At 58.0% G+C, this 23,319-nt stretch carries 23 protein-coding genes; 9 read left to right on the plus strand and 14 right to left on the minus strand.

What is annotated here, in order from left to right; translation table 11 throughout:
* Positions 1 to 54: 54 nt before the first annotated feature.
* Entirely contained in the window at positions 55 to 831 is a 777-nt protein-coding gene (locus tag MKZ79_RS08455; protein WP_336141231.1) for an SDR family oxidoreductase, read from the minus strand.
* A gap of 143 nt (positions 832 to 974) precedes the next feature.
* Here MKZ79_RS08455 and MKZ79_RS08460 point away from each other — a divergent pair, with 143 nt between their 5' ends.
* From MKZ79_RS08460 to MKZ79_RS08475, 4 genes are all read left to right on the plus strand, one after another.
* On the plus strand, positions 975 to 2,789 hold the full coding sequence (locus MKZ79_RS08460; RefSeq protein WP_336141235.1) for a glycoside hydrolase family 15 protein: 1,815 nt from the start codon (positions 975 to 977) through the stop codon (positions 2,787 to 2,789).
* A gap of 159 nt (positions 2,790 to 2,948) precedes the next feature.
* The gene (locus tag MKZ79_RS08465; protein ID WP_336141236.1) at positions 2,949 to 4,184 is read left to right on the plus strand and encodes a L,D-transpeptidase family protein; all 1,236 of its coding nucleotides are present in this window, start codon (positions 2,949 to 2,951) and stop codon (positions 4,182 to 4,184) included.
* Between the two features lie 181 nt (positions 4,185 to 4,365).
* Positions 4,366 to 4,554, plus strand: coding sequence for a YjfB family protein (locus MKZ79_RS08470; protein WP_336141238.1), 189 nt, complete (start codon positions 4,366 to 4,368; stop codon positions 4,552 to 4,554).
* 484 nt (positions 4,555 to 5,038) lie between these two features.
* On the plus strand, positions 5,039 to 6,298 hold the full coding sequence (locus MKZ79_RS08475; protein WP_336141240.1) for a diguanylate cyclase domain-containing protein: 1,260 nt from the start codon (positions 5,039 to 5,041) through the stop codon (positions 6,296 to 6,298).
* A 10-nt stretch (positions 6,299 to 6,308) separates the two neighbouring features.
* Here MKZ79_RS08475 and MKZ79_RS08480 read toward each other — a convergent pair whose 3' ends face one another.
* On the minus strand, positions 6,309 to 7,316 hold the full coding sequence (locus MKZ79_RS08480; protein ID WP_336141242.1) for a DUF481 domain-containing protein: 1,008 nt from the start codon (positions 7,314 to 7,316) through the stop codon (positions 6,309 to 6,311).
* A gap of 237 nt (positions 7,317 to 7,553) precedes the next feature.
* Here MKZ79_RS08480 and MKZ79_RS08485 point away from each other — a divergent pair, with 237 nt between their 5' ends.
* Positions 7,554 to 9,161 carry an inorganic phosphate transporter gene (locus MKZ79_RS08485; protein WP_336141244.1) on the plus strand — a complete coding sequence of 536 codons (1,608 nt, stop codon included), beginning with the start codon at positions 7,554 to 7,556 and terminating at the stop codon, positions 9,159 to 9,161.
* A 10-nt stretch (positions 9,162 to 9,171) separates the two neighbouring features.
* Here the strand turns inward: MKZ79_RS08485 and MKZ79_RS08490 are convergent, their stop codons facing one another.
* The 4 genes from MKZ79_RS08490 to MKZ79_RS08505 all read right to left on the minus strand — a co-directional run bounded on the left by MKZ79_RS08490 (position 9,172) and on the right by MKZ79_RS08505 (position 13,501).
* Entirely contained in the window at positions 9,172 to 10,365 is a 1,194-nt protein-coding gene (locus tag MKZ79_RS08490) for an MFS transporter (RefSeq protein ID WP_336141246.1), read from the minus strand.
* 88 nt (positions 10,366 to 10,453) lie between these two features.
* A complete protein-coding gene (gene dusC, locus MKZ79_RS08495) occupies positions 10,454 to 11,401 on the minus strand; it encodes a tRNA dihydrouridine(16) synthase DusC (RefSeq protein WP_336141248.1) in 948 nt (315 codons plus the stop codon).
* Between the two features lie 76 nt (positions 11,402 to 11,477).
* Positions 11,478 to 12,884 carry an ATP-dependent RNA helicase RhlE gene (gene rhlE, locus MKZ79_RS08500; RefSeq protein WP_336141250.1) on the minus strand — a complete coding sequence of 469 codons (1,407 nt, stop codon included), beginning with the start codon at positions 12,882 to 12,884 and terminating at the stop codon, positions 11,478 to 11,480.
* 239 nt (positions 12,885 to 13,123) lie between these two features.
* On the minus strand, positions 13,124 to 13,501 hold the full coding sequence (locus tag MKZ79_RS08505; protein WP_336141251.1) for a YbhQ family protein: 378 nt from the start codon (positions 13,499 to 13,501) through the stop codon (positions 13,124 to 13,126).
* A gap of 185 nt (positions 13,502 to 13,686) precedes the next feature.
* Here MKZ79_RS08505 and MKZ79_RS08510 point away from each other — a divergent pair, with 185 nt between their 5' ends.
* The 3 genes from MKZ79_RS08510 to MKZ79_RS08520 are packed head-to-tail and all read left to right on the plus strand — an operon-like array spanning position 13,687 to position 16,660.
* Positions 13,687 to 14,448, plus strand: a complete 762-nt coding sequence (locus MKZ79_RS08510) for an endonuclease/exonuclease/phosphatase family protein (RefSeq protein ID WP_336141253.1) — start codon at positions 13,687 to 13,689, stop codon at positions 14,446 to 14,448.
* Positions 14,445 to 15,695: a cardiolipin synthase ClsB gene (clsB, locus tag MKZ79_RS08515; RefSeq protein WP_336141255.1), complete on the plus strand. Its 1,251-nt coding sequence runs from the start codon at positions 14,445 to 14,447 to the stop codon at positions 15,693 to 15,695. Before MKZ79_RS08510 ends, clsB begins: the two co-directional genes overlap by 4 nt.
* The gene (locus MKZ79_RS08520) at positions 15,695 to 16,660 is read left to right on the plus strand and encodes a lysylphosphatidylglycerol synthase domain-containing protein (RefSeq protein ID WP_442897133.1); all 966 of its coding nucleotides are present in this window, start codon (positions 15,695 to 15,697) and stop codon (positions 16,658 to 16,660) included. The genes clsB and MKZ79_RS08520 overlap by 1 nt, the downstream gene beginning before the upstream one ends.
* Before the next feature lie 27 nt (positions 16,661 to 16,687).
* Here the strand turns inward: MKZ79_RS08520 and MKZ79_RS08525 are convergent, their stop codons facing one another.
* Positions 16,688 to 17,398, minus strand: coding sequence for a Bax inhibitor-1/YccA family protein (locus tag MKZ79_RS08525; RefSeq protein WP_336141256.1), 711 nt, complete (start codon positions 17,396 to 17,398; stop codon positions 16,688 to 16,690).
* A 227-nt stretch (positions 17,399 to 17,625) separates the two neighbouring features.
* On the opposite strand from MKZ79_RS08525, the gene MKZ79_RS08530 reads away from it, so the two are divergent.
* The gene (locus MKZ79_RS08530; protein ID WP_336141257.1) at positions 17,626 to 19,569 is read left to right on the plus strand and encodes a methyl-accepting chemotaxis protein; all 1,944 of its coding nucleotides are present in this window, start codon (positions 17,626 to 17,628) and stop codon (positions 19,567 to 19,569) included.
* Between the two features lie 55 nt (positions 19,570 to 19,624).
* On the opposite strand, the gene MKZ79_RS08535 is transcribed toward MKZ79_RS08530, so the two are convergent.
* The 7 genes from MKZ79_RS08535 to moaB form a co-directional block, all read right to left on the minus strand.
* Entirely contained in the window at positions 19,625 to 19,951 is a 327-nt protein-coding gene (locus MKZ79_RS08535; protein ID WP_336141259.1) for a helix-turn-helix domain-containing protein, read from the minus strand.
* Positions 19,944 to 20,327: a type II toxin-antitoxin system RelE/ParE family toxin gene (locus tag MKZ79_RS08540; protein WP_336141260.1), complete on the minus strand. Its 384-nt coding sequence runs from the start codon at positions 20,325 to 20,327 to the stop codon at positions 19,944 to 19,946. Before MKZ79_RS08540 ends, MKZ79_RS08535 begins: the two co-directional genes overlap by 8 nt.
* Positions 20,328 to 20,427: 100 nt before the next feature.
* Positions 20,428 to 21,516: a DUF1615 domain-containing protein gene (locus MKZ79_RS08545; protein ID WP_336141261.1), complete on the minus strand. Its 1,089-nt coding sequence runs from the start codon at positions 21,514 to 21,516 to the stop codon at positions 20,428 to 20,430.
* A gap of 105 nt (positions 21,517 to 21,621) precedes the next feature.
* Complete coding sequence (moaE, locus tag MKZ79_RS08550; protein WP_336141262.1) at positions 21,622 to 22,074, minus strand: molybdopterin synthase catalytic subunit MoaE; 453 nt, start codon at positions 22,072 to 22,074, stop codon at positions 21,622 to 21,624.
* Position 22,075: 1 nt separating this feature from the next.
* Entirely contained in the window at positions 22,076 to 22,321 is a 246-nt protein-coding gene (gene moaD, locus MKZ79_RS08555) for a molybdopterin synthase sulfur carrier subunit (RefSeq protein WP_336141263.1), read from the minus strand.
* Entirely contained in the window at positions 22,314 to 22,799 is a 486-nt protein-coding gene (gene moaC, locus MKZ79_RS08560; RefSeq protein WP_336141264.1) for a cyclic pyranopterin monophosphate synthase MoaC, read from the minus strand. The genes moaD and moaC overlap by 8 nt, the downstream gene beginning before the upstream one ends.
* Before the next feature lie 3 nt (positions 22,800 to 22,802).
* Positions 22,803 to 23,318, minus strand: coding sequence for a molybdenum cofactor biosynthesis protein B (gene moaB, locus MKZ79_RS08565; RefSeq protein WP_336141265.1), 516 nt, complete (start codon positions 23,316 to 23,318; stop codon positions 22,803 to 22,805).
* Position 23,319: the final 1 nt, after the last annotated feature.

The raw sequence follows: 23,319 nt of genomic DNA on the forward strand, positions 1-23,319 counted from the left end.
AGAGAACAAAGCCTTATTCTCTTTGGCTGCTGCACGATCGGCAATCTCCCTCGACTATTTCTGGATATAAAACTGCGGATTCGCCAGGGTAAAACCGCCGTCGATCACGAAAGACTGGCCGCTGGTGTAGCTTGCCCATTCGGAACAGAGCCACGCGACCATGCTGGCGATTTCACGCGGGTCGCCAGGACGGCCTGCCGGAATTTCCGGGATAGAGACGTTATGAGCGTCGTCATCGCTCATCTCATTCATCGGCGTGGCGATCGCGCCAGGCGCCACCGAATTCACCAGAATGTTATGCGGCATCAGGCTTAGCGCCATTGATTTGGTCAGGCCGCCCAGCGCGTGCTTCGCGGCGGTATAGGCCACGGAGTTTGGCAGCGGCGTATGCTCATGCACGGAGGTGATGTTAACGATCCTGCCGCCGTCGCCCTGCTGCACCATATGACGCGCGGCAATCTGTCCACAGACGAAAGCGCCGTCCACATCCACGGTAAACACTTTCCGCCAGGCTTCGAAAGAGGTTTCCAGAAAATCCGCCTGCTCGTTGGTGCCGGCGTTATTGACCAGCGCGTCGATGCGGCCAAGTTTGCCGATCAGCGCCTCCAGCGCTTTGCCGCCTTCCTGCGCGTCGGCCAGATCCAGCTGAACGATCTCCGCTCTGCGGCCCAGTTCGCGAACCCGGTTCGCCGTATCCTGCGCGCCCTTTTCGTCCGATCGCCAGGTCACGCCGATATCGTATCCCTGCTCTGCCAGCATAATGGCGCTGGCCTTGCCAATACCGGAGTCGGAGGCGGTGACGACGGCTACTTTACGCTCTGCTTTACTCATGGATCTCTCCTCGGTGGTGATCGAACAGCTAAGTATAGATGAGGTAATTTCAGCGGCGTTTACACTTGCTTGCGCTTCCTGACGTCGGCTCCGCCAGCCGCTGTCTATAGTTAAAAAACACGACCCGAAACCAGAGGAAGGGCATGAGCGAGATAAAAAGAAAAATTGAGGATCACGGCGTTATCGGCGACCTGCGAACCTGCGCGCTGGTCGCCAACGACGGCGCTATCGACTACTTCTGCTGGCCGGATCTCGACAGCCCATCCGTGTTCAGCGCGCTGCTGGATGGCGACGACGCCGGGCTTTTCGCCATTCAACCCAACTGGCCGGAAGCGCGCCGTCAACAGCTCTATCTGCCCGACACCAATATTTTACAAACCCGCTGGCTGGATCGCAGCGGCGTGGCGGAAATCACCGACTATATGCCGTTGTGCAATCGGGAAGACACCCAGCCACGCCTGATACGTCGGGTAAAAGTGGTGCATGGCGAAGCGACTTTTACCCTGCGCTGCGCGCCGGTACACGACTATGCGCGAGCGGAAACTCGCGCCACGGTCGATCAGCATGGCGTAACCTTTTGCGCGGAAAATCACCCTGCGCTTCGACTAAGCGGAAAAGTCGATTTTGCGGCGGAAGGCAATGCGGCAACGGCGACCTTTACGCTCGGTGCCGGTGAACATCGGGAGTTCGTGCTGGGCTGCGCGGATGATGAGAAAGTGGATGAAGAGAAAACCGCGCTCTGCTTCCAGGAAACGCTGCGTTTCTGGCGCGACTGGAGCGCGCAAAGCACCTATCGCGGCCGCTGGCAGGAGATGGTGACCCGATCGGCGCTAACGCTGAAGCTGCTGACCTCCTGGAAACACGGTTCCATCGCCGCCGCCGCGACTTTCGGCCTGCCGGAAGAGCTGGGCGGCGAACGCAACTGGGACTATCGCGCTTCCTGGCTGCGCGACGCCTCTTTCAGCATGTACGCGCTGATGCGGCTGGGTTACGTCGATGAAGCCCGTCATTTCACTCATTGGGTCGGACGCTGCGTGGAAAACAGCCATCATGACGTGGAGAAGCTGCAGGTGATGTATCGCCTGGACAGCGGCACCGAGCTGCATGAAAGCGAGCTGCTTAATCTGTCCGGCTACGCCAACTCTACGCCGGTGCGTATCGGCAACGACGCGTGGAGCCAGAAACAGCTGGATATCTACGGCGAGCTGATGGATGCCGTCTATCTGGCCAATAAATATGGCGAAGCGATCTCTCATCGCGGCTGGCAGCACGTCTGTAAAATGATCGATTACGTTGGCGAAAACTGGAATCAGCCCGACGCGGGCATCTGGGAGATGCGCGGCGAACCGGAGCATTTTCTGCACTCGCGCCTGATGTGCTGGGTGGCGCTGGATCGGGCGATACGTTTGGGCCAGAAGCGCTCGCTTTCATTCCCTTATGAGCGCTGGCTGCGCGTTCGCGACGAGATCCGTGAGGATATCTGGACCAACTTCTGGAACGAGGAAAAAGGCCACTTCGTCGCCACGCGTCACGGCGATTTCGTCGATGCCTCTATGCTGCTGATGCCGCTGGTGAGGTTCGTCGGCGCCACCGACGCCGACTGGCTGGCTACGCTGGATATCATTAAAGATCAGCTGGTCAACGATGGGCTGGTCAAACGCTATAATCGCGCTGAAACGCCAGCGGACGGGCTGGAAGGTACGGAAGGCGCCTTTGTCGCCTGTTCATTCTGGTATGTCGAGTGTCTGGCGCGCGCCGGTCGGGTTTACGAAGCCCATTTCGAATTTGAAAAGCTGCTAAGCTATGCCAATCCACTGGGATTGTATGCCGAAGAGTTCGATCATCAGGGCTTCGCATTAGGCAATACGCCGCAGGCGCTCAGTCATCTGGCGCTGATCAGCGCGGCCTTTTTCCTGAATCGTAAACTCAACGGCGACGATCCCTTATGGCAACCCTGAGCGGCTTTTCAGAAAATTATTGTCTGGTAAATCTGGCCGCTTAACTGTAAATGCAGGTTTATTCCTGACGAGTTATGACCATATAATGTGCAGCCGGTCGCAGCCGTTCTGCACAGGCTCCTTTATCCACAGTTTACATGGCGCTATACCTTGAAGAATATGAAAAAGAGCATCCGCGCGTTAGCCACTTTACTGCTGGCCGTCACCGCTTACAGCCAGTCTGCTTTTGCCGTGATTTACAACCTGCCCGCCGCCAACAGCCGTCTGCTTGGCGAAAACATTGAAATTACCGTGCCTGCGGAGAGCAAGCTGCCGCTGGAGGCATTTGCCGCCCAGTATCAGATGGGCCTGAGCAATATGCTCGAAGCCAACCCTGGCGTGGATGTTTATCTGCCTAAAGCGGGCAGCAAGCTGATTATTCCTCAGCAGCTGATCCTGCCGGACGCGCCGCGTGAAGGCATCGTGATCAACAGTGCGGAAATGCGTCTTTATTATTATCCAAAAGGCACCAAAACAGTGGTCGTGCTGCCGATTGGCGTGGGCGAACTGGGCAAGGATACGCCGGTAAACTGGACCACCACGGTGCAGAGCAAAAAAGATGGCCCGACCTGGACGCCAACCAAAAAGATGCATGAAGATGCTGCCGCCGCCGGTTCGCCTCTGCCGCCGATCTTCCCGGCCGGCCCGGATAACCCGATGGGCCTGTACGCGCTCTATATCGGCCGCCTGTACGCTATTCACGGCACCAACGCCAACTTCGGCATCGGCCTGCGCGTCAGCCACGGCTGTGTGCGCCTGCGCGCCGACGATATCAAATGGCTGTTCGACAACGTGCCGGTCGGCACCCGCGTGCAGTTTATCGACCAGCCGGTGAAAGCCAGCGTTGAGCCGGACGGTTCTCGCTATATCGAGGTGCATAACCCGCTGTCGCAGACCGAAGAGCAGTTTAACTCCCGCGAGCCTGTTCCGCTGACCCTGACCGCCGCCGTCAATAAAGTGGTCAGCGACGCCAGCGTCGACAGCGCCACGCTGGAAGCCGCGCTGAAAGCTCGTACCGGTATGCCGACCAAGATTAACGGCGCTGCAGGCAACGGCTACGCCGCGCCGATCCCGGTACAGGAAAACAATCAGGCGCAGCCGCAGGAGCAGCCAACCACGCCGGTAACGCCTCAGGGCGCTAACGTCGAAGGCGGCGCCGCGCCAGCCGTCGACGCCCCAACCGTAGACGGACAGCCTGCGGAAAATGCGCCCGCTGCCACAGATGGCCAGGCGGCGCCAGAGCAGCAGGATCCGGCTGCCGGAAACAGCACTTTCGTGGTGCCTGCCCAGCCAGGCCCGGTTTACGATAAAACCACTAAACCGGCAGCCACTTTGGTGACGCCAGCGCAGTCTTAACGGCGCGCAAACTGAAAAACGGGCCTGATGGCCCGTTTTTTTTCGGCCGTCATCCTGTCGGTTAAGCACTATTAGCGCCACCGCAGACTTAAAGATTATCCCGAAAACGCCGATACCCGTTTCAGGCTTTCTGTAAAGCCGCTTTCAATACCCTGTCCGCTATATTAATCAGGAGAGCAAGATGGATGTATCACAAATAGCCTCACTGGCTACCGGCCTTGATAACATGGAACTTGGTAATAAAGTCAGCACGCTGGTACTCAAGAAATCACTGGATAGTCAGCAGTCGCTGGCCGCCGGGATCGTCAACGCTATCCCTCAGCTACCTGCAAACCCGGCAATCGGACGTAACATCAATACTACCGCCTGATTATCGGCAATGCTTGCGGCCGCGACTGGGCTTAGCAGGAAGGCCGCCTGGCCTTTTGCTACGACTTCGTGGTGAGATAAGTTTCTGGCTTTGATGTGCAAACTAACGCGGAAGCACGGACGCTTCCTTTTAAGCGAACACGCCTCAACATCATTCCGCTGAATCCGCACGTGAAGCTGCCATGCAGGATTAGGTTGCCCATTGCCGCATAATGCGGGGTTTATTAAAGATTTCGCGTCGATCGGCCGATAACCATAAAACTAACACTGCTGATCCTGAAGATTTCCCGCCTGGTTATGCGGATAACGCGGCACAATAGCCTCTGCTGCTGGACTGCAACCTCGGCCGCCGCTCATCACCGACATTCGCGAACCTTTTACTGCGGCACCCGCGAGTTTGTGGGGGCAGCCATAACCGCGAGCAAAAGGTCAGTGATGGCGGGCATTATTATTCAGTCTCGTCAGCAAATAACGGACCGATCACCATGAATACTCTATTAAAACCTGTTCTTTCCGCCGTTTGGTCCACGGACGCCCAGGGCACGTGCATCACCAGTCATGAAAACCCTGCCGGCCTGATGCCCGCCATGAAAGGCGTGTCGCTGAGCGCATGGCTGAGGTTGGCGCAGGCTGATGATGATGCCAGAATCGCGCGCCAGCTTACTGCGGCGCTGGAACTGATGACCCCTTTTCATCTTGAAGTGCCGATCGCTTGTCTGGACGGGACGACGCGACGCGTCATTGTTTCCGGCCTGCCGGATGGCCAGGCTGGCGCTTCCCATCTGCAATACAGCGGCTTCATTCTTGATATCACCTCACAGCGCAAAGCGCTTGAGGATGCGTTGCGCACGGCAGCGGAATACCGCCTGCTGATCGAAAACAGCACTGACCTGATCGCCCATTGCGATGCGAACGGTAAATACGTGTCGATCTCGCCTTCCTACAGCAAAATGATAGGCTGGTCAGCCGAGGAAATGACAGGCCGGGCAGTAGTGGATTTCCTGCATCCTGACGACCGCGCGTCCGCCACAGAAGCGCTTCTGCATATCTTTAACGGTGGCGTGCTGCCGGACGTAGTAGAGGTGCATAAACAACATCGCGACGGTCACTACATTACGCTTGGCACCAAAGCTTGCGGCGTCAGCGATCCTTCCACAGGCAAAAACATTGGCGCGGTACTGATCTCGCGCGACATTACTCGCGACAAGGAAAAAATCCGCCAGCTCGAGAAACTGGCTACCTTTGACCCCTTGACCGGTCTACCCAACCGGGCCTGGATCAACGACCAGGTTGGCTTTATGCTCGCACAGAGCGACGATCTGGCCTACACCACGCTTCTCTTTATCGATCTGAACGGCTTTAAAGCGGTTAATGATTCGATGGGACACGCGGCGGGCGACGTTTTGCTGCAGCAGGTAAGCGAACGCCTGCAAAGCTGTATGCGTCCGGGCGACTCGGTGGCTCGCCTGGGCGGAGACGAGTTTGTGGTAGCAGCGAAGTGCCGCGATCGCGAAGCGGCGTCCGCTATCGCCAGCCGCCTTATTGAAAGTCTGGATACCCCTTTCTCTGTCAATGGCATGGAAGTGCGGATCGGAGCCGCTATCGGTATCAGCCTTGCACAGTGCGGCACGGACTCGGTCAAAATGCTATTCGAAACCGCCGATATAGCGATGTACCAGGCAAAAGCGAGGCGTGACGGCTCATATCAATTTTTCGAGCCTTCGATGCTGCCGTTACGCCATTAAACCGCTGTTGCTACCATTTCAGTCCCAGGCCAGTGGTAAAATTACGCTCGTTTAGCGTATCCCGCGTGCCGCTGACCAGATCGTGGCCGTATGAAATATTCAGCGAAGACCAGCTGGTCAGCTGATAGCGCAGCCCGACTTCCGCATCCATAGTGAAAATATTGCCGTCGAGCGAGTGGCCCACGTCGCCGCGGCTGAACAATACGAGCTTGCGGCCCTGCAGGAAGCGCTGATAGTCCCAGCGCAGCGACGCGCCGAGATGGCTGTCGGCGCTGCCGTCGCTATAGCCATAGCTAAAAGCGCCGCCCAGCAGCGCCAGCGAAAAAGAACCCAGCTCGTTGTCCCAGAACTGATAGCCCGGTCCGGTGCCGATCAGCGCCTGCTCCGATAAATCCTCTACCCAGTCGCGCTTATAGCTGGCTCTGCCCTGCCAGAACAGCTGCTGCTGAAACTGATAGTCCAGCGCGTAACGCAGGCTATAGTTCTCGGTATTCATGGTGTCGTCTTCTTTTTCGCGCGTATAGGTGCCGCCGAAGTCGTTACGCCATTTGCCTACGTTGATTTTGTTGTTGTAAGCAAAGTGAGAATCCTGCGTATGGGTGGAGGCTTTTTTCAGGCTGACTCCCACATCAATATTCCCGGTCCAGCTCAGCGCATCGGTTTTAGGTTTAGGCTTCATAAACTCTTCGAATTGAGAGACGCCCACACGCTGCTCATCTTCGCCTCGCCGCACCACGATAAAACCGCGATCGGCGGCGTCCAGCTGCGCTTTAAATACCGTTTTGCCGCTGCGCACCTCTATCGGCTTTTCGCTGGAGAGCGTGCTGACCGCTTTCCAGTCCAGCGAAAGCGTGCCGCCATAGCTGCTGTCCATCACCAGCTTGCCGTCGCTTAACGATCGCACCGTGCCGCTGAGGCGATCGCCGTTTTTCATCCAGACCGTATCGGCGTGAGCGGCTCCTGCCGCCAGCAAAAGCGGCAGCATCAGGCCGACGAAGCGGCGCAAAAAATAGGGCATGACAATCCTTTAAAACGGCGTAGCTGGCGATGCTTATACCTTAGTTGATAAACGTCACGCTAAGCAGGCGGATATATCTGATAAATAAGGCGATTCATATCACGCCAGGCGTTATCGGGCCGGACGCCAGGACAATAAAAATCAGCCTGCGTCCGCATGGTCATCTTACTGTCATCATCGCTGCGTACACCTTCAGCAGACCGGTGTCTCTTTTTTCGCTGACAGCAAAGAGGATTTATGAGCCACAATAGCGCCATTCCGCACTATCAGGCGGCGGACAGCCGTCCCGTGTTTCGCAAAAACAGTCGCTTCTCCGTACTGCTGTTTATTCTGCTGACGCTGCTGGGTATCGCCTTCGCTGGCGTGAACCTGTTTAACGACGTGACCGACGCGGGCGGCGCCAGCACCAGCTATGTGCCTTATCTGCTGCTCGGGCTGGCGCTGCTGATCGCGCTGGGCTTTGAGTTCGTTAATGGATTTCACGATACCGCTAATGCGGTGGCGACGGTGATCTATACCCATTCGCTGACGCCGACCGTGGCGGTGATCTGGTCAGGCTTTTTTAACTTTTTAGGCGTGCTGCTCTCCAGCGGCGTGGTGGCCTTTGGCATTATCTCGCTGCTGCCCGTTGAGCTGATTTTGCAGACCAGCAGCGGCGGCGGCTTTGCGATGGTTTATGCCCTGCTCTTCTCCGCCATTCTCTGGAATCTGGGCACCTGGTGGTTCGGCCTGCCCGCCTCCTCTTCCCATACGCTTATCGGCTCTATTATCGGCGTCGGCGTGGCGAATGCGCTGATCCACGGCCGTACCGGCACCAGCGGCGTGGACTGGGATCAGGCGTTGAAAGTAGGCTATGCGCTGCTGTTTTCGCCCATAGTGGGGTTTGTCTGCGCGGGTTTGCTGCTGCTGCTGATGAAGCGTCTGGTAAAGAATCGTCGCCTCTATAGCGCGCCTCAGGGCAATAAAAAACCGCCGACCTGGATCCGCGGTCTGCTGATTTTGACCTGTACCGGCGTCTCTTTCGCGCACGGCTCCAATGACGGGCAGAAAGGCATGGGGCTGATTATGCTGATCCTGGTTGGCACCATGCCGATGGCCTATGCGCTTAACCGCTCTATTCCTGCGGAACAGAGTCCGCGCGTGGCGGCGCTGGCCACCGTCACGCAGCAGGAGCTGCTGCGGCAGTCGCCCGGCGTGCCGTTACCCGCCTCGCCCTATAACGTGCTGACGGACTATGTGCGCACCGATACGCTGACGCCGCAGGTGCTGCCCGCGCTGGCGCAGCTAACCGGCGCCATTGGCGATCAGATCCGTCAGTACGGCACGGTAGATAAAATTCCGGCGCAGGCGGTTTCCAATACGCGTAATAACATGTATCTCGCTTCCGAAACTATTAAGCATCTGAAGAGCGATCCGCAGTTTAAGCTGCCTGCGCAGACGCAACGGGATCTGGACGCGCTGAAGGCCGAACTGGACAACGCCACGCGCTTTATTCCCTGGTGGGTAAAAGTCGTGGTCGCCGTCGCGCTCGGTTTAGGGACGATGGTGGGCTGGCGCAGAATAGTGGTAACGGTAGGCGAGAAGATTGGCAAGGCGCACCTCAGCTATGCGCAAGGGGCCAGCGCCGAGCTGGTGGCGATGGCGACCATCGGCGCCGCCGACGGCTTTGGCCTGCCGGTTTCCACGACTCACGTGCTCTCTTCCGGCGTGGCGGGCACTATGGCGGCAAATCGCTCCGGCCTGCAGCTTGCTACCCTACGCAACCTGGCGATGGCCTGGATACTGACGCTCCCGGTGTCGATTCTGCTCTCCGCCTCGCTCTACTGGCTGTTTACCCGTTTTTAACAGAAACCGGTCAGTTTGCCTGCGCGGCTGACCGGGAAATAAATTGCAGCCGCCAGCTTACCGCGAGCGCAAACAGGACAACCACTGCCGCCGCCAGATAGATGGAATCCGTGCCCCAGCGGCCAATCAGGAGTCCGGCGACCGGCCCGGTGATCCCCAGGCCAAAATCGAGAAAAGCGGAATAGAGGCCCAGAGCCGATCCCTGATTCTGCGGCGCCACCTGCCTGATCGCCTCCACGCCCAGCGCCGGGAAAATCAGTGAGAAACCCGAGCCGGTCAGGAAAGCGCCGATATCCGCCATCAGCGGCGAATGCGCCTGCCAGATAATCAGCAGGCCGACGCCCTCAACGGCGAAAGAGAACAGGGAAACGCGAATGCCGCCAAAACGACCGATAAAACTGCTGAATATCAGCCGCATAGCGACAAAGCCCAGGCTGAACAGCGACAGCGAAAAGGCCGCGCCGCGCCAGTCGTGGCTGGAAAAGTAAAGCGTAATAAAAGTGGCGATGGTGCCAAAACCGATGGTGCCCAGCCCCAGACAAAGCCCATAAGGCCAGATGCGGGAAAAGACTTTACTGAAGGGAATGCGCTGGCCGACCGCGGCCACTACGGCCGGCCGACGAGCGGCGAGCCAGAAACCGAAGAGCGCCATCAGCATAATCAGCACGGCAAAGCCGGGGATGCCGAACGCCGAGTTAAGCATGACGCCCAGCGGCGCGCCCATCGCCATCGCCAGATAAGTCGCTACACCGTTCCAGGAGATAACGCGCGCGCTTTGCGTAGTGCCAACAATGTTCATGCCCCAGAGCATCGAGCCGGTTGAGGTCAGGCTCTCGCCAAAACCCAGCGCCACTCGCCCGACCGCCAGCAAAACAAGGCTGGTCAGCGGCGCGTGAAAAATAACCGCCAGCACGCTGAACAATCCGCTGGCGCCGCACAGCGCCAGTCCCATCAGCACCACCTTTTTCGGCCCGAGCAGATCGGCATAGCGCCCAGCCTGCGGACGACTTATCAGCGTGGCGAAATATTGCAGGCTGATAATCAACCCGGCGACAAAAGAGCTGTAGCCCAGTTGGTTATGCACGTAGCCTGGCAGCACTGCCAGCGGCAGGCCAATCGAGAGGTAGCAAAAGAAGGTGAAAATCACTACCGAAATAATGCGCTTGTTGAGCTGTGCGCTGGATAACGCCGGGATTGCAGACATGTTAAAGCCGGAAAATAAGTGTGATAAGCCTCAAATTATACCCTTAGCAGGCTAAGATAGCGCGCCGCAAATGTTACAAATTTGTAATTCAAACCGACGCCAGCGCATAGCGATCGATAGCCAGCGCTATCTCGCCCGAACTTTTCAGCGCGCGTACCTGGCTGAACAGATCGCTGGCCTGCTGGTACTCTTTGCGCAGATAGCCCAGCCACTGCTTGATGCGCGCCACATGATAAAGACCGGTATCGCCCTGCTTCTCCAGCTGAACATAGCGCTGCAGCAGCGCCACCACTTCCGGCCAGGGCAAACGAGGCTCGTTATATTTGATCACCCGGCTCAGATTGGGGACGTTCAGCGCGCCGCGTCCGATCATCACCGCGTCGCAGCCGGTGACGCGCAGGCAATCCTGTGCACTTTGCCAGTCCCAGATTTCGCCGTTGGCGATAACGGGAATGCTCAGGCGCTGGCGGATGTCGCCAATAGCCTGCCAGTTGATGCGCTCCGGCTTATAGCCATCTTCTTTGGTTCGTCCATGCACCACCAGTTCGCTGGCGCCCGCCTGCTGCACCGCGTCCGCGATTTCAAACTGTCGCTCGCCCGACTCCCAGCCCAGCCGCACCTTGACCGTGACCGGCAGATGTGACGGCACCGCCTCGCGCATCGCTTTCGCGCCGCGATAGATGAGCTCAGGATCTTTCAGTAAAGTCGCGCCGCCGCCGCTGCCGTTCACGGTTTTGGATGGACAGCCGCAGTTGAGATCGACGCCCCAGGAGCCCAGCTCCACCGCGCGCGCCGCGTTCTCCGCCAGCCACTCAGGATACTGACCGAGCAGCTGAATACGCACCAGCGTGCCGGAAGGCGTTCGGCTGGCATTTTGCAGTTCAGGGCAAAGGCGATAAAAGGATTTGGCGGGCAAAAGCTGATCGACCACCCGCAGAAATTCAGTGATGCAGAGATCGTAGTCGTTGACGTCGGTGAGCAGCTCGCGCACCAGTGAATCCAGCACGCCCTCCATCGGGGCCAGTAAAACGCGCATGTCACAAACCGTTGCAGAGAAAAAAAGAGGATAAGCGATAATAAGGGGATCTGGCGATCCCCTTATTCTTTAACCGTTACGCCGGGTTAGAGCGACGCTGACGGGTTTTATTGGTGCGCGGTGCGCCAGCGCTTTCGCCCTGACGGCGCGGGCCGTTGCCTGAACGCTCTGACTGGCCGCGCTCGCCGCCGCTAGCCTGTGGACGACCGCCGCCGCTGCGGTTGCCGCCCTGACCACGCTCGCCGCCACGGTTGCCCTGAGCAGGCGCGCCACGGCCACGACCGCCACCACCGCCGCCGCCACGCTGCTGACGACCGTTCTGAATCGGCTCCGCCTTGATGCTCGGATCCGGCTCGTAGCCTTCAATGGCGATGCGCGGAATTTCACGCTTCAGCACGCGCTCAATATCACGCAGCAGTTTGTGCTCGTCCACGCAGACCAGCGACAGCGCTTCACCGGTAGCCGCCGCGCGGCCCGTACGGCCGATACGGTGCACGTAATCTTCCGGCACGTTCGGCAGCTCATAGTTAACCACGTGCGGCAGCTCGGAAATATCGATGCCGCGCGCAGCGATATCGGTCGCCACCAGCACGCGAATATTGCCGTCTTTAAAATCGCTCAGCGCACGGGTACGCGCGCCCTGGCTCTTGTTGCCGTGGATCGCCGCAGCGGTGATGCCATCTTTGTTCAGCTGCTCGGCCAGATGGTTGGCGCCATGCTTGGTGCGGGTAAATACCAGCACCTGCTGCCAGTTGTCGCGGCCAATCAGGAAAGAGAGCAGCTCCCGCTTGCGCTTTTTATCGACGAAATGCACGTGCTGGGTAATCTGCTCGGAAGCGGTGTTGCGGCGAGCCACTTCCACCTGCTCCGGATTGTGCAGCAGTTTTTCCGCCAGGGTTTTAATCTCGTCAGAGAAAGTAGCGGAGAACAGCAGGTTCTGACGCTTAGCAGGCAGCTTAGCCAGCACGCGACGGATATCGTGAATAAAGCCCATATCCAGCATACGGTCGGCTTCATCCAGCACCAGGATCTCAACCTTAGAGAGATCCAGCGCGTTCTGATGCTCCAGATCCAGCAGACGGCCTGGCGTCGCCACCAGCACGTCGACGCCGCCACGCAGTTTCATCATCTGCGGATTGATGCTGACGCCGCCGAACACCACCAGCGAGCGCAAATCCAGATACTTGCTGTAATCGCGGACGTTTTCGCCGACCTGCGCTGCCAGCTCGCGGGTTGGGGTTAAAATCAGCGCGCGGACGGGACGGCGGCCTTTCGGATGCGGGCTTGAGCTGCTCAAAAGCTGCAGCAGCGGCAGCGTAAAGCCGGCGGTTTTACCGGTACCGGTCTGGGCGCTGGCCATCAGATCGCGACCGCCTAATACTACCGGGATCGCCTGACGCTGGATTGGGGTTGGCTCGTTATAGCCCTGTTCGGTGACTGCACGCAAAATATCGGCGTTAAGGCCGAGAGAATCAAATGACATAAAGTTGACTGACTCCGGTTCCGCCCTGACCGCAGCAAGCGGTGTAGTTTCCAGGGGGAAATATGACGCCAGGCTCAGCCTGACGCTTGAAAGGGGGCACAAACCACGGTGCGTAAGGGGCGGATTATAACAGATGTTGCGCACGCACAGCGAAATATTCTTTCATGGCGGCAAAAGGGTGATAACCAGGCGGGAAAACAGCAGGTGAGAAGGAGCGGGCCGCGATGGCCCGCCCGGCTTTAACGCGAACGCGCTGACTCTTTTGCCAGCAGCGACACAACGGCCGGCCCGGTCAGCATGACTACGCCGACACAGCCCAGCAGCAGGTTGTTATGCACTACGCGGGAAAGCAGATAAAGCACCAGCATAGCGGCGCCGAAATAGTAAGTAGTGGTGACGTCTTCTAAAAAGTCGCCCAGGCGACGTAGACGCGGTACGCGCTGCGCGGGCAGCATCGCGATAAAGACGCTGGCATACATCGCTACCAGCACCATGCTGACCTGTAACAGCGCATGATGCTTCCAACCCATTACCAGGGCAGCAATCAGCAGCAGGTGCAGCGTGATATGGACACAGGTTTGTCCGGTGACAATCTGAATACGATTGGACCATTTCATGTTTTATCTCCTGGCAGACCCGAGAGCGATCTGCCCAAGCCTGGCTGCCGCAGTAAGCGACAGCGCATTTCATCAGACTACCGTAGTTCTCAATTAATGCCGTAAATATCTACACTTAGCAGCACGCTTTTGTGACAAGGACTACACTTTACTCTTCCTGATCCGAAGAGGAGAGCGCGCACAGTATGTCACAAAAACCGCAAGGATTTTCATTAAAAGTCCTGACGATCAATACGCACATGGGTTTCAGCGCTTCCAATAAGCGTTTTATTTTGCCGGAATTACGCGACGCGGTCAGGGCCACCTCAGCCGATATCGTCTTTTTACAGGAGGTGATGGGCTCGCACGATCTGCACTCGCTGAAGGTGCCCAACTGGCCCGCCACGCCGCACTACGAGTTTCTGGCCGACATGATGTGGAACGATTTCGCCTATGGTCGCAACGCCGTCTACCCGGAAGGTCATCACGGCAACGCCCTGCTTTCTCGCCTCCCCATTTTGTCATTTGAAAACCGGGATATTTCTGTGGAAGGCACGGAAAAAAGAGGACTTTTGTACTGTCAGATCGCGCTACCGGACAGCGAAACGGTTCTGCACACGGTTTGCGTGCATCTGGGATTACGGGAGTCTCATCGCGCTGCCCAGCTGGCGATGCTGTGCGATTTGCTTAACAGCCTGCCCCCGGAAGCGCCGGTGGTGGTCGCAGGCGATTTCAACGACTGGCGCCTGAAAGCCAACAACATTTTAAAACAGGGAGCGGCGATGGAAGAGGTCTTCAGCCGAAAAACCGGCCGTCCGGCACGGACTTTTCCGGCCCGCTTCCCGCTGCTACGGCTGGATCGCATTTACGTCCGCAACGTCGGCACCAGCGATCCGCACACCATACCGCTGCGACCCTGGTCGCACCTGTCCGATCACGCGCCTTTAGCTGTGGAGATACACTTATGAAAATGGAATGGCGTGACGGTAATCGTCTGCGCCTGCTGATCAACGGCGAGCAATATTTTCCGCGCGTGTTTGAGGCTATCCGCCGCGCGAAAGAGAGCGTGCTGCTGGAAACGTTTATTCTTTTTGAAGACGAAGTCGGCAAAGAGCTGCAGCAGGTGATTCTGGAGGCCGCGCAGCGCGGCGTCAAAGTCGAGATGCTGCTGGACGGCTACGGCTCCAACGATCTGTCGCCGGAGTTTATTCGCAGCCTGACCTCGGCGGGCGTGCGCTTTATTTTCTACGATCCGCGCCAGCCGGTGTTCGGTATGCGTACCAACGTATTCCGCCGAATGCACCGTAAAACCGTGGTTTGCGACGGCGAAATCGCTTTTGTCGGCGGCATCAACTACTCCGCCGAGCATAACTCCAGCTACGGCCCGGAAGCGAAGCAGGATTACACCGTCGAGGTAAAAGGCCCGGTGGTGGAAGATATCGCGCGCTACGTTAAAGAAGCCATCAACAGCGAACAGCCGATTCGTCGCTGGTGGAATAGCCGGTCGCATCGTGCCGTGCGTAATCAGACGCCGGGCGATGCGCAGGTACTTTTTGTCTGGCGCGATAATGACGAACACAGCGACGATATAGAGCAGCACTACATAGAGATGCTGCGCGAAGCCAAACGCGAGGCGATTATCGCCAACGCCTATTTTTTCCCTGGCTATCGTCTGCTGCGCGAGATGCGATCGGCGGCTCAGCGCGGCGTGTCGGTGAAATTAATCGTGCAGGGCAAGCCCGATATGCCCATAGTTAAAGTGGGCGCAGAGCTGCTTTACAACTATCTGGTCGGCGGCGGCGTGGAGGTTTACGAATATATTCGCCGACCGCTGCACGCCAAAATCGCCATTCAGGACGATTACTGGTCAACGGTCGGCTCCAGCAATCTCGATCCGCTGAGCCTGTCGCTGAATCTGGAAGCGAATTTGATGATCCACGATCGCTCGTTTAACGAGACGCTGCGCACCGAGCTGACGCGCCTGCTGGTCGAAGATTGTGAACGCGTGGACGAGAGCAAGCTGCCCAAACAGAACTGGTGGCAGCTGGGCAAAAGCATCGTTGTTTTCCACTTCCTGCGGCATTTCCCGGCCATCGCCGGCTGGCTGCCTGCGCACACGCCAAAGCTGGCGCAGATCGCGCCGCCGGTTCAGCCGGAAATGGAAACCCAGGATCGTGTCGAATCCGCCACTGAAAAAGAGAGGGCGAAATCCTGATGTCGCAACATGCTCGCTGGAAATGGGTAAAAAAGGGCCTTACCGGCCTCTTTTTTATCGCGGTAGTGGTGCTGCTGGTGATCTATGCCCGCAAGGTCAACTGGCACGACGTGCTCGACGTCATCACTAACTACAACCGGACGGCCATCCTCGCCTCGGTGGCGCTGGTGGCGGTCAGTTATCTCACCTACGGCGTCTACGATTTGATCGGCCAGGCCTATTGCGGCCACAAGCTGCAAAAGCGTCAGGTGATGCTGGTTTCTTTTATCTGCTACGCCTTTAACCTGACGCTCAGCACCTGGGTCGGCGGCGTGGCGATGCGTTACCGGCTCTACTCGCGGCTTGGGCTGAGCAGCAGCACCATTACGCGCATTTTTTCGCTCAGTATCGCCACCAACTGGCTGGGCTACGTGCTGGTCGCCGGCGTCGTCTTCAGCAGCGGCGCGGTGCCAATCCCCAAAGGCTGGTTTATCGGCGAAGGCACGCTGAGAACCATCGGCGCAGGCCTGCTGGCTTTTGTGGTGTTTTATCTGGCGCTGTGCGCCTTTTCCAAACGCCGCCACTGGACGGTAAAAGGGCAAAAGCTGGCGCTGCCCTCTTTCCGCATGGCGCTGCTGCAGTTTGCCGTCTCCAGCGCGAACTGGCTGGTGATGGGGATGATTATCTGGCTGCTGTTCGCGCAGAAAGTGGATTACCCGCAGGTGCTGGGCGTGCTGCTGATCAGCAGTATCGCGGGCGTGATTATTCATATTCCCGCCGGGATCGGCGTGCTGGAAGCGGTGTTTCTGGCGCTGCTGAGCGGCGAACATCTTTCGCATGGCGCGATTATCGCGGGTCTGCTGGCCTATCGCGTGATCTACTTTATCGCGCCGCTGCTGCTGGCGCTGGTGCTCTATCTGTGGCTGGAGAGCCGGGCGAAAAGCCTGCGGCATAAAAATCAGCAGGATATGCAGAAACAGGCGTAAAAAAAGGGGCGATTCGCCCCTTTTTCCTTAACGGCGGTTGCCGAAAATACGCAGCAGCATCAGGAACAGGTTGATAAAGTCCAGATAGAGCGTCAGCGCGCCCATAATGGAGTAGCGGCGCAGATTCTCTTTGTCATCCACGTTGATATTCTCACCGATGTTTTTCAGCTTCTGCGTGTCATACGCGGTCAGCCCGACAAACACCAGCACGCCGATATAGGTCACAGCCCACATCAGCGCCGGGCTTTTCAGCCAGAAGTTCACCAGCGATGCCAGCACGATGCCGATCAGCGCCATAAACAGAATGCTGCCCATTTTGCTGAGATCGCGCTTCGTGGTGTAACCCCAAAAGCTCATCACGCCGAACATGCCGCCGGTCACTACAAAGGTGCTGGCGATCGAAGAGTAAGTGTAAAGCAGGAAAATACTGGCCAGCGTCAGCCCGGTCAGCGCCGAATAGAGCATAAACAGGCCGGTAGCGACCGCGCCGCTCAGCTTATGCACCATCCCCGACAGCACAAAAACCACCGCCAGCTGCGCGATGATCAGGCCGAAGAAGGTGATGCGGCTGGAGAAAACCAGCTGCATTACCGCAGGCGTGTTCGCCGCGAACCAGGCGACAAAGGCGGTCAGCAGCAGGCCGCAGGTCATCCAGCCGTAAACCTGGGCCATATAGGCCTGCAGGCCTGTGGTGGCGTTAGAAACAATCGAGCCGTTGGAACGAGGATATCTCTCCATGATGTTCTCCTTAAAGGTGAATTTACTGCTAAGTCTGGCACAGTCCGACCGGGTTGGGCCAGCGAAGGCCAGCGCTTTTTCGTATCAAAAGATACCATCCCGCACAAATCACATCGAACGTTCTTTGCGCTGCATAAAGATCGACCGCCTTTTGCCGATAGAGTGAACACAGGGAGAACGCTTACCGGGAAGTCTGAGAACAATATTACCAACTCCAGGGGTTCCTGATGACTAAGCCACACCAGAAGCGAAAAATGAGCACGCGCACCGTGATGCTGCTGACCGGCGCACTGACGATCACGCTCGGTTTCACCATCACTATCGGCCTGCTTAGCTGGCAATCCAGCCAGCAACAGCGCAACATCGCCGAGCAGTATCTGGGGCAGATCGCCGAGAGCAACGCGCTCAGCGTGCAGCAAAGCCTTGATTACGCCCGCACCGTCGCCAGAGATATGGGTCAGAGCATGCTCGCCCTGCCCGCCGTTGGCATCACCGACCGCAAAGTCGCGGAAGAAGTGATGAAATACGCTATGAAGCAGAATCCCGACTATCTGTCGCTGTCGGTTATCTTCGAGGCCAACGCCTTCGACGGCAAAGACGCCGAATTCGCGGCACAGCCCGGCACGCCGCCGCAGGGCCGCTTCGCACGCTTTGTCGATCGCGACAGCTCAGGCAATCTCGCCATGCACAACCTGGAATCTATCTTTACGCCGGGCCAGGGCGACTACTATCTGATCCCGCAGAAACTGCAGAAAGATGTGCTGATCGAGCCTTACAGCTATGCCTATAACGGCGTGCCGACGCTGCTGACCTCGGTGGCGGCGGTGATTATGGATAATGGCCAGCTGAAAGCGGTCGCCACCTCCGATATTTCGCTTGCCTCGCTGCAGAAAAGCGTGGGCGCGGTTAAACCCTGGAACGGCACAGGTTACGCGCTGCTGCTTTCCAATAAAGGTCTGGTAGTTTCCAGTCCGAATAAAGCGGAAGCGGGCAAAGCTTATAAGGGCGAAACCAATAGCTTTACGCAGAATGTAGTACAGCATTTTGACAGCGTGCTGGGCGAAGACGTGCTGGAAACCTGGCGTCCGATAACGGTCGGCAACAGCCAGCTGCCGTGGTATCTGGGCGTAGTAGCGCCGGTCAGCGCCGTGATGGCCGAAGCCAACCGCCAGCTGATGCACGCGCTGATTTTGATGGTGCTGAGTATCGTTACCGTCTGTGCCGTACTGGGCGTGCTGTTCAGCCGTAAAATTTCCCGGCCGGTTGGCGGCGAGCCTTTGCAGGCGGCGGAAATCGCGCTCGGCGTGGCCGAAGGCAACCTGACTGCGGAGATTCCGGTCGGCGCGCAGGATAAACAGAGCATTTTCTTCGCAATGCAGACCATGCAGCAGCAGCTGCGCACTATGGTTGGCGAGATTATTTCCGCCAGCGACTCCGTGCGTCAGGGCGCAGAGGAGATCGCTTCCGGTAACCTGGATCTGGCTTCACGTACCGAGCAGCAGGCGGCCGCGCTGGAGGAGACGGCAGCCAGCATGGAGCAGCTGACCGCCACGGTGAAGCACAATGCCGACAATGCCCACAGCGCCACCGAACTGACCGATAACGCTACCGCCATCGCGCAAAGAGGCGAGCAGCTGGTTCATCAGGTAGTGCAAATTATGCAGCAGATTGATGAGAGCTCGCAGAAGATCGGCGCCATTACCAGCATCATTAACGGCATCGCTTTCCAGACCAATATTCTGGCGCTGAACGCCGCGGTAGAGGCCGCGCGGGCGGGCGAACAGGGACGCGGTTTCGCCGTGGTGGCATCAGAAGTGCGTAGTCTGGCGCAGCGCAGCGCCAACGCGGTAAAAGATATTTCGGCGCTGATCGGCGAATCGACCCAGCGTGTCAATATCGGCGTGTCGCTGGTGCAGGACGCGGGCAGAACCATGCAGGAGATGAACGCCGCCGTTAACTCTGTGAAGACCATTATCGGCGAAATCGTGCACGCTTCCGACGAGCAGTCGCAGGGTATTGGCCAGGTGACAGTGGCAGTGAATCAAATGGACGGCGCTACCCAGCAGAACTCCGCGCTGGTGCAGCAGATGTCCGCCGCCGCCGCCTCGCTGGAAGACCAGGCGAAGCAGCTGGCGCAAACGGTACAGCTGTTCAGGCTGGAATCGGCTTAAGGTTAACTGGCAGCCTCATATCGGGGCTGCCAGAATATCCTGCGGATCGGCACTGTCAGGCAAATACATCCGGGCCTTTGCGCGCCAGCGTATTCAGTAGCCGTAACGCCGCGCCGTTAGGTTTCTTTTCACCTCTTTCCCATTTGGAAATGGTCACCACCGACATATTGACGTATTCGGCCAGCATCGCCTGGCTGAGATCGAAGCGCTCGCGTAACTGGCGTATCGCCTGGCCGGTCATCTCCTGGACGGCAGGAAGACGCTGACGAAGCTCCTGTAGTCGTACACGAGCATCGATATATTTCATGGTTTCATCAGATACACCGCCAACTTCATTAAAATCGTGGGCGATTTCCTGTAAGTCTTTCAAATGGTCAACCATCAGATTTCACCTCTCGCATTTTCCCGGCAGCGATCGCTCTTGCCACGGTTTCAGGCGGCATCGCGAGCAGATCCGCCGCGACTCTTCTGTACGCATCCAGTTCGCTGTCCGAAATTTCTTTACCTGACTTTTTAGCAGAGGATTTAGCGTAGCCGTTTACAAAGAACAGATGCTGTTCCAGTTTGAACACGATAACGGCACGTGCGCCTCCGCTTTTTCCTGCAGCCAGCGGGATGCGCTTTTTATAGACGTGGCCGCCCAGGTTGGCTTCATAACAGCCCGCGGTCACTTCCCTGGCCGCCTGCCGGATTTTATCGTCATTGATATCCGTTCCTTTCAAATTTTTGTCGAACGGCTTTAATACAAAAATCGCCATTATCGCTGTCCCTGCCGTTAATCAGTTGGCGCTTCCCGCGCCCTGGCAAACCCAGCTATCGTACTAAGGATTATAGCAAGGGACAATATTTTATTTCGCCTCAGTTCGCCCGCGCCATGCAGCTCTGATAGCGACCGTTAACACGCTGGGCAAACCAGGCCGTGGTCAGATTGCGGGTGATTTTCGGGCTTTCCAGCTTGATGCCCGGCAGCATCTCACGCGGCTGGCGCTTGCCGGCGTTTTTATCCGCTCGCGCAAAGACTTCCTGCCACAGATCGGTTTTTTCAAACGCCAGCGTTTCGCCTTTTTCCAGCGCGCTGCGGATTGCGCCGTTGCTCATCCCCAAATGCAGCGAGCGCACGGCCAGCTCGGTGGAACCGGCGGCATCGGAACCGTACTGAATCAGATCGCCATCCAGCGCCAGCTTAATGCCGCTGAGCCGGGCGACCGCCGCCTGGAAAGCGGCATTGCGGCTGGCGTACCAGCCTGCGTTGAAATCCGCAAAGCGATAGAGCGGCTGGCTGTAGTTCGCCGGATAGCCCAACAGATGACGCGTGCCGAACCAGACGCCGCCGCGACGGCTGAAGACCTCCTGGCGGATTGTGCCTTCAACCTGATACGGATAGCTGTCGGCGTGCGCTTCGGCAAAGGCGATACTGACCTGCATCGGGCCACCGGTGTGGATCGGATTGAGGTTGCCGAACAGCGTCTGGCCCATCGGCACCCTGTTGATAAAGTCATCAAAAATGGCGCTCAGCTCTTTTTCGCTGCGCACCTTGTCCAGCCGTTCGGTGTAGCTTTCGCCATTTGTTGATTTGATCCTCAGTGCGGTACGCACCAGGAAGGAGGGAATATGCAGTTTGGCCGCGCGGCGATCGATTTCACCCCAGGCGATTTTCGGCAGGCCCGGCACGCTGGCGTCGGCGTTAAAACCGGTTTCCTGATCGGCCACGGCGATAACGGCGCAAAGGTTACTGGCGGAGGGATCGAGCTTCTGGCTGCTGAAGGCGGCAAAGATATCGTCGCGCCAGCCCGCGCGATCGCTGACTTTCGCCGGCAGCAGCCGGGTGATTTGCGCTTTAACGTCCGCCGGACGGCGTTCGGGGAGTTTCTTTTCGGGCTGGCTGCTACAGCCTGCCAGCGTCAGCAGAGCCAGCAGCACCAGACGTTTCGCGATGGAAGAAGACATGACTTTCCCTGTGTAAGACTATTTTCCCTCAAGGTTACACAGCGAAACGCCATTTAGCCATTGGCGTTAATCCTTCCGGCGAGAAAGCAGCCAGCTCCTGCCGGATTATTCCCAGCGCGAAGCGGCCTCTTTGTCGCTGTCGCGGGATTCTACCCAGCGGTCGCCTTCCGGCGTGGCTTCTCTTTTCCAGAAAGGCGCGCGGGTTTTCAGGTAGTCCATGATAAATTCGGCGGCGGCGAATGCGGCGCCGCGATGCGCGCCGCTGACGCCGACCAGCACGATCTCATCACCGGGAAACAGCTCGCCAATACGATGGATAACCGTGACGCGCTGCATCGGCCAGCGCTCGCGCGCTTCGGCGACGATCTCCGCCAGCGCCTTCTCAGTCATGCCCGGATAGTGCTCCAGCGTCAGCGCGGCAACGCTGTCGCCCAGATTGTGGTTGCGCACTTTGCCGGTAAAGGTCACCACCGCGCCATCTTCATCACAGGCGGCCAGCCAGCGATACTCTTCCGCCATCTCAAACGGCGCCTGCCCTACTCTGATACGGGTTTCCATTTCAGCCTCCGGTAACCGGCGGGAAAAAAGCGACCTCGTCGCCCGATTTCAGGGGATGCTGTGCGGAAACCAGCGTCTGGTTCACCGCCGCCAGCAGCTTGTCGGAAGAGAGCGCCAGCGCCCAGCGATCGCCACGAGCAGCCAGCGCCGCACGCAGCGCTTCCACGGTGGCGTACTCTTCGGCCACGCTCAGGCTGTCGGTGCCGACCAGCTCGCGCACCTGCGCGAAAAAAAGCACGTTAATCATTGGAGTCCGCCCTGAAATCGCCGGATTTGCCGCCGCTTTTGCTCAGCAGCCGGCACTGTTCGATGCTGATATCTTTCTGTACCGCTTTACACATATCGTAAATGGTCAGCGCGGCCACCGAAGCTGCCGTCAGCGCTTCCATCTCCACGCCGGTTTTGCCGGTCAGGCGGCACAGCGACTCAATACGCACGCGGCTGTGGGCCGGCTCGGCGCTGAGGGTGACCTCGACCTTGCTTAACAGCAGCGGATGACAGAGCGGGATCAGCTCCCACGTCCGTTTAGCGGCCTGAATGCCCGCAATACGCGCCGTGGCGAACACATCGCCTTTGTGATGGCTGCCGTCGAGGATCATCTGCAACGTATCAGGGTGCATCACCACGAAGGCTTCCGCTCGCGCTTCGCGCACGGTTTCGGTTTTGGCGGAGACATCCACCATGTGCGCCTCGCCGGAGGCGTTGATATGGGTCAGTTGGGACATGGCTTAAGGCTTCTTCAGGTGCGAGACGAAATTACAGGGACGAGTACGGGCATCCAGCTGTTCGCGGATAATTCTTTCCCAGCCGCTTTCACAGGCGCGGGTGGAACCCGGCAGCGCGAAAATCACCGTCTGGTTAGCCATACCGGCTACGGCGCGCGACTGGATGGTGGCGCCGCCGATATCTTCGTAAGACACCATACGAAACAGCTCGCCGAAACCGTCGATTTCGCGGTCAAACAGCGGCAGCAGCGCTTCAGGCGTGCTGTTTTTGCTGTTGAAACCCGTGCCGCCGTTGATGATAACGACCTGCACATCGGTGCTGGCGATCCAGCTGGAAACCACGGCGCGAATACGATAAAGATTATCTTTCACCAGCACATGATCCAACACCTGATGGCCCGCCTCACTCAGCGCCTCGCGCAGGTAGTCGCCCGAGCTGTCTTCTGACGCGTCACGGATATCGGATACCGTCATTACCGCCACGTTAAGCGGCACAAATTCCGCTGTCGATTTTGCCATT

Origin of the sequence: Erwinia sp. CGal63 (genome assembly GCF_037026505.1) — a bacterium.
GTDB lineage: Bacteria > Pseudomonadota > Gammaproteobacteria > Enterobacterales > Enterobacteriaceae > Erwinia.

Excerpts from the sequence above, each read along its gene's own strand:
- MKZ79_RS08460 (WP_336141235.1), top strand. The coding sequence starts at position 975 with ATGAGCGAGATAAAAAGAAAAATTGAGGATCACGGCGTTATCGGCGAC.
- MKZ79_RS08510 (WP_336141253.1), top strand. The coding sequence starts at position 13,687 with ATGTCACAAAAACCGCAAGGATTTTCATTAAAAGTCCTGACGATCAAT.
- moaB (WP_336141265.1), bottom strand. The coding sequence starts at position 23,318 with ATGGCAAAATCGACAGCGGAATTTGTGCCGCTTAACGTGGCGGTAATG.
- dusC (WP_336141248.1), bottom strand. The coding sequence starts at position 11,401 with ATGCGCGTTTTACTGGCCCCGATGGAGGGCGTGCTGGATTCACTGGTG.
- MKZ79_RS08480 (WP_336141242.1), bottom strand. The coding sequence starts at position 7,316 with ATGCCCTATTTTTTGCGCCGCTTCGTCGGCCTGATGCTGCCGCTTTTG.
- MKZ79_RS08490 (WP_336141246.1), bottom strand. The coding sequence starts at position 10,365 with ATGTCTGCAATCCCGGCGTTATCCAGCGCACAGCTCAACAAGCGCATT.
- MKZ79_RS08520 (WP_442897133.1), top strand. The coding sequence starts at position 15,695 with ATGTCGCAACATGCTCGCTGGAAATGGGTAAAAAAGGGCCTTACCGGC.
- MKZ79_RS08535 (WP_336141259.1), bottom strand. The coding sequence starts at position 19,951 with ATGGTTGACCATTTGAAAGACTTACAGGAAATCGCCCACGATTTTAAT.
- MKZ79_RS08485 (WP_336141244.1), top strand. The coding sequence starts at position 7,554 with ATGAGCCACAATAGCGCCATTCCGCACTATCAGGCGGCGGACAGCCGT.
- MKZ79_RS08470 (WP_336141238.1), top strand. The coding sequence starts at position 4,366 with ATGGATGTATCACAAATAGCCTCACTGGCTACCGGCCTTGATAACATG.
- MKZ79_RS08525 (WP_336141256.1), bottom strand. The coding sequence starts at position 17,398 with ATGGAGAGATATCCTCGTTCCAACGGCTCGATTGTTTCTAACGCCACC.
- MKZ79_RS08475 (WP_336141240.1), top strand. The coding sequence starts at position 5,039 with ATGAATACTCTATTAAAACCTGTTCTTTCCGCCGTTTGGTCCACGGAC.
- clsB (WP_336141255.1), top strand. The coding sequence starts at position 14,445 with ATGAAAATGGAATGGCGTGACGGTAATCGTCTGCGCCTGCTGATCAAC.
- moaC (WP_336141264.1), bottom strand. The coding sequence starts at position 22,799 with ATGTCCCAACTGACCCATATCAACGCCTCCGGCGAGGCGCACATGGTG.
- MKZ79_RS08465 (WP_336141236.1), top strand. The coding sequence starts at position 2,949 with ATGAAAAAGAGCATCCGCGCGTTAGCCACTTTACTGCTGGCCGTCACC.
- rhlE (WP_336141250.1), bottom strand. The coding sequence starts at position 12,884 with ATGTCATTTGATTCTCTCGGCCTTAACGCCGATATTTTGCGTGCAGTC.
- MKZ79_RS08455 (WP_336141231.1), bottom strand. The coding sequence starts at position 831 with ATGAGTAAAGCAGAGCGTAAAGTAGCCGTCGTCACCGCCTCCGACTCC.
- moaD (WP_336141263.1), bottom strand. The coding sequence starts at position 22,321 with ATGATTAACGTGCTTTTTTTCGCGCAGGTGCGCGAGCTGGTCGGCACC.
- MKZ79_RS08545 (WP_336141261.1), bottom strand. The coding sequence starts at position 21,516 with ATGTCTTCTTCCATCGCGAAACGTCTGGTGCTGCTGGCTCTGCTGACG.
- MKZ79_RS08540 (WP_336141260.1), bottom strand. The coding sequence starts at position 20,327 with ATGGCGATTTTTGTATTAAAGCCGTTCGACAAAAATTTGAAAGGAACG.
- MKZ79_RS08505 (WP_336141251.1), bottom strand. The coding sequence starts at position 13,501 with ATGAAATGGTCCAATCGTATTCAGATTGTCACCGGACAAACCTGTGTC.
- moaE (WP_336141262.1), bottom strand. The coding sequence starts at position 22,074 with ATGGAAACCCGTATCAGAGTAGGGCAGGCGCCGTTTGAGATGGCGGAA.
- MKZ79_RS08530 (WP_336141257.1), top strand. The coding sequence starts at position 17,626 with ATGACTAAGCCACACCAGAAGCGAAAAATGAGCACGCGCACCGTGATG.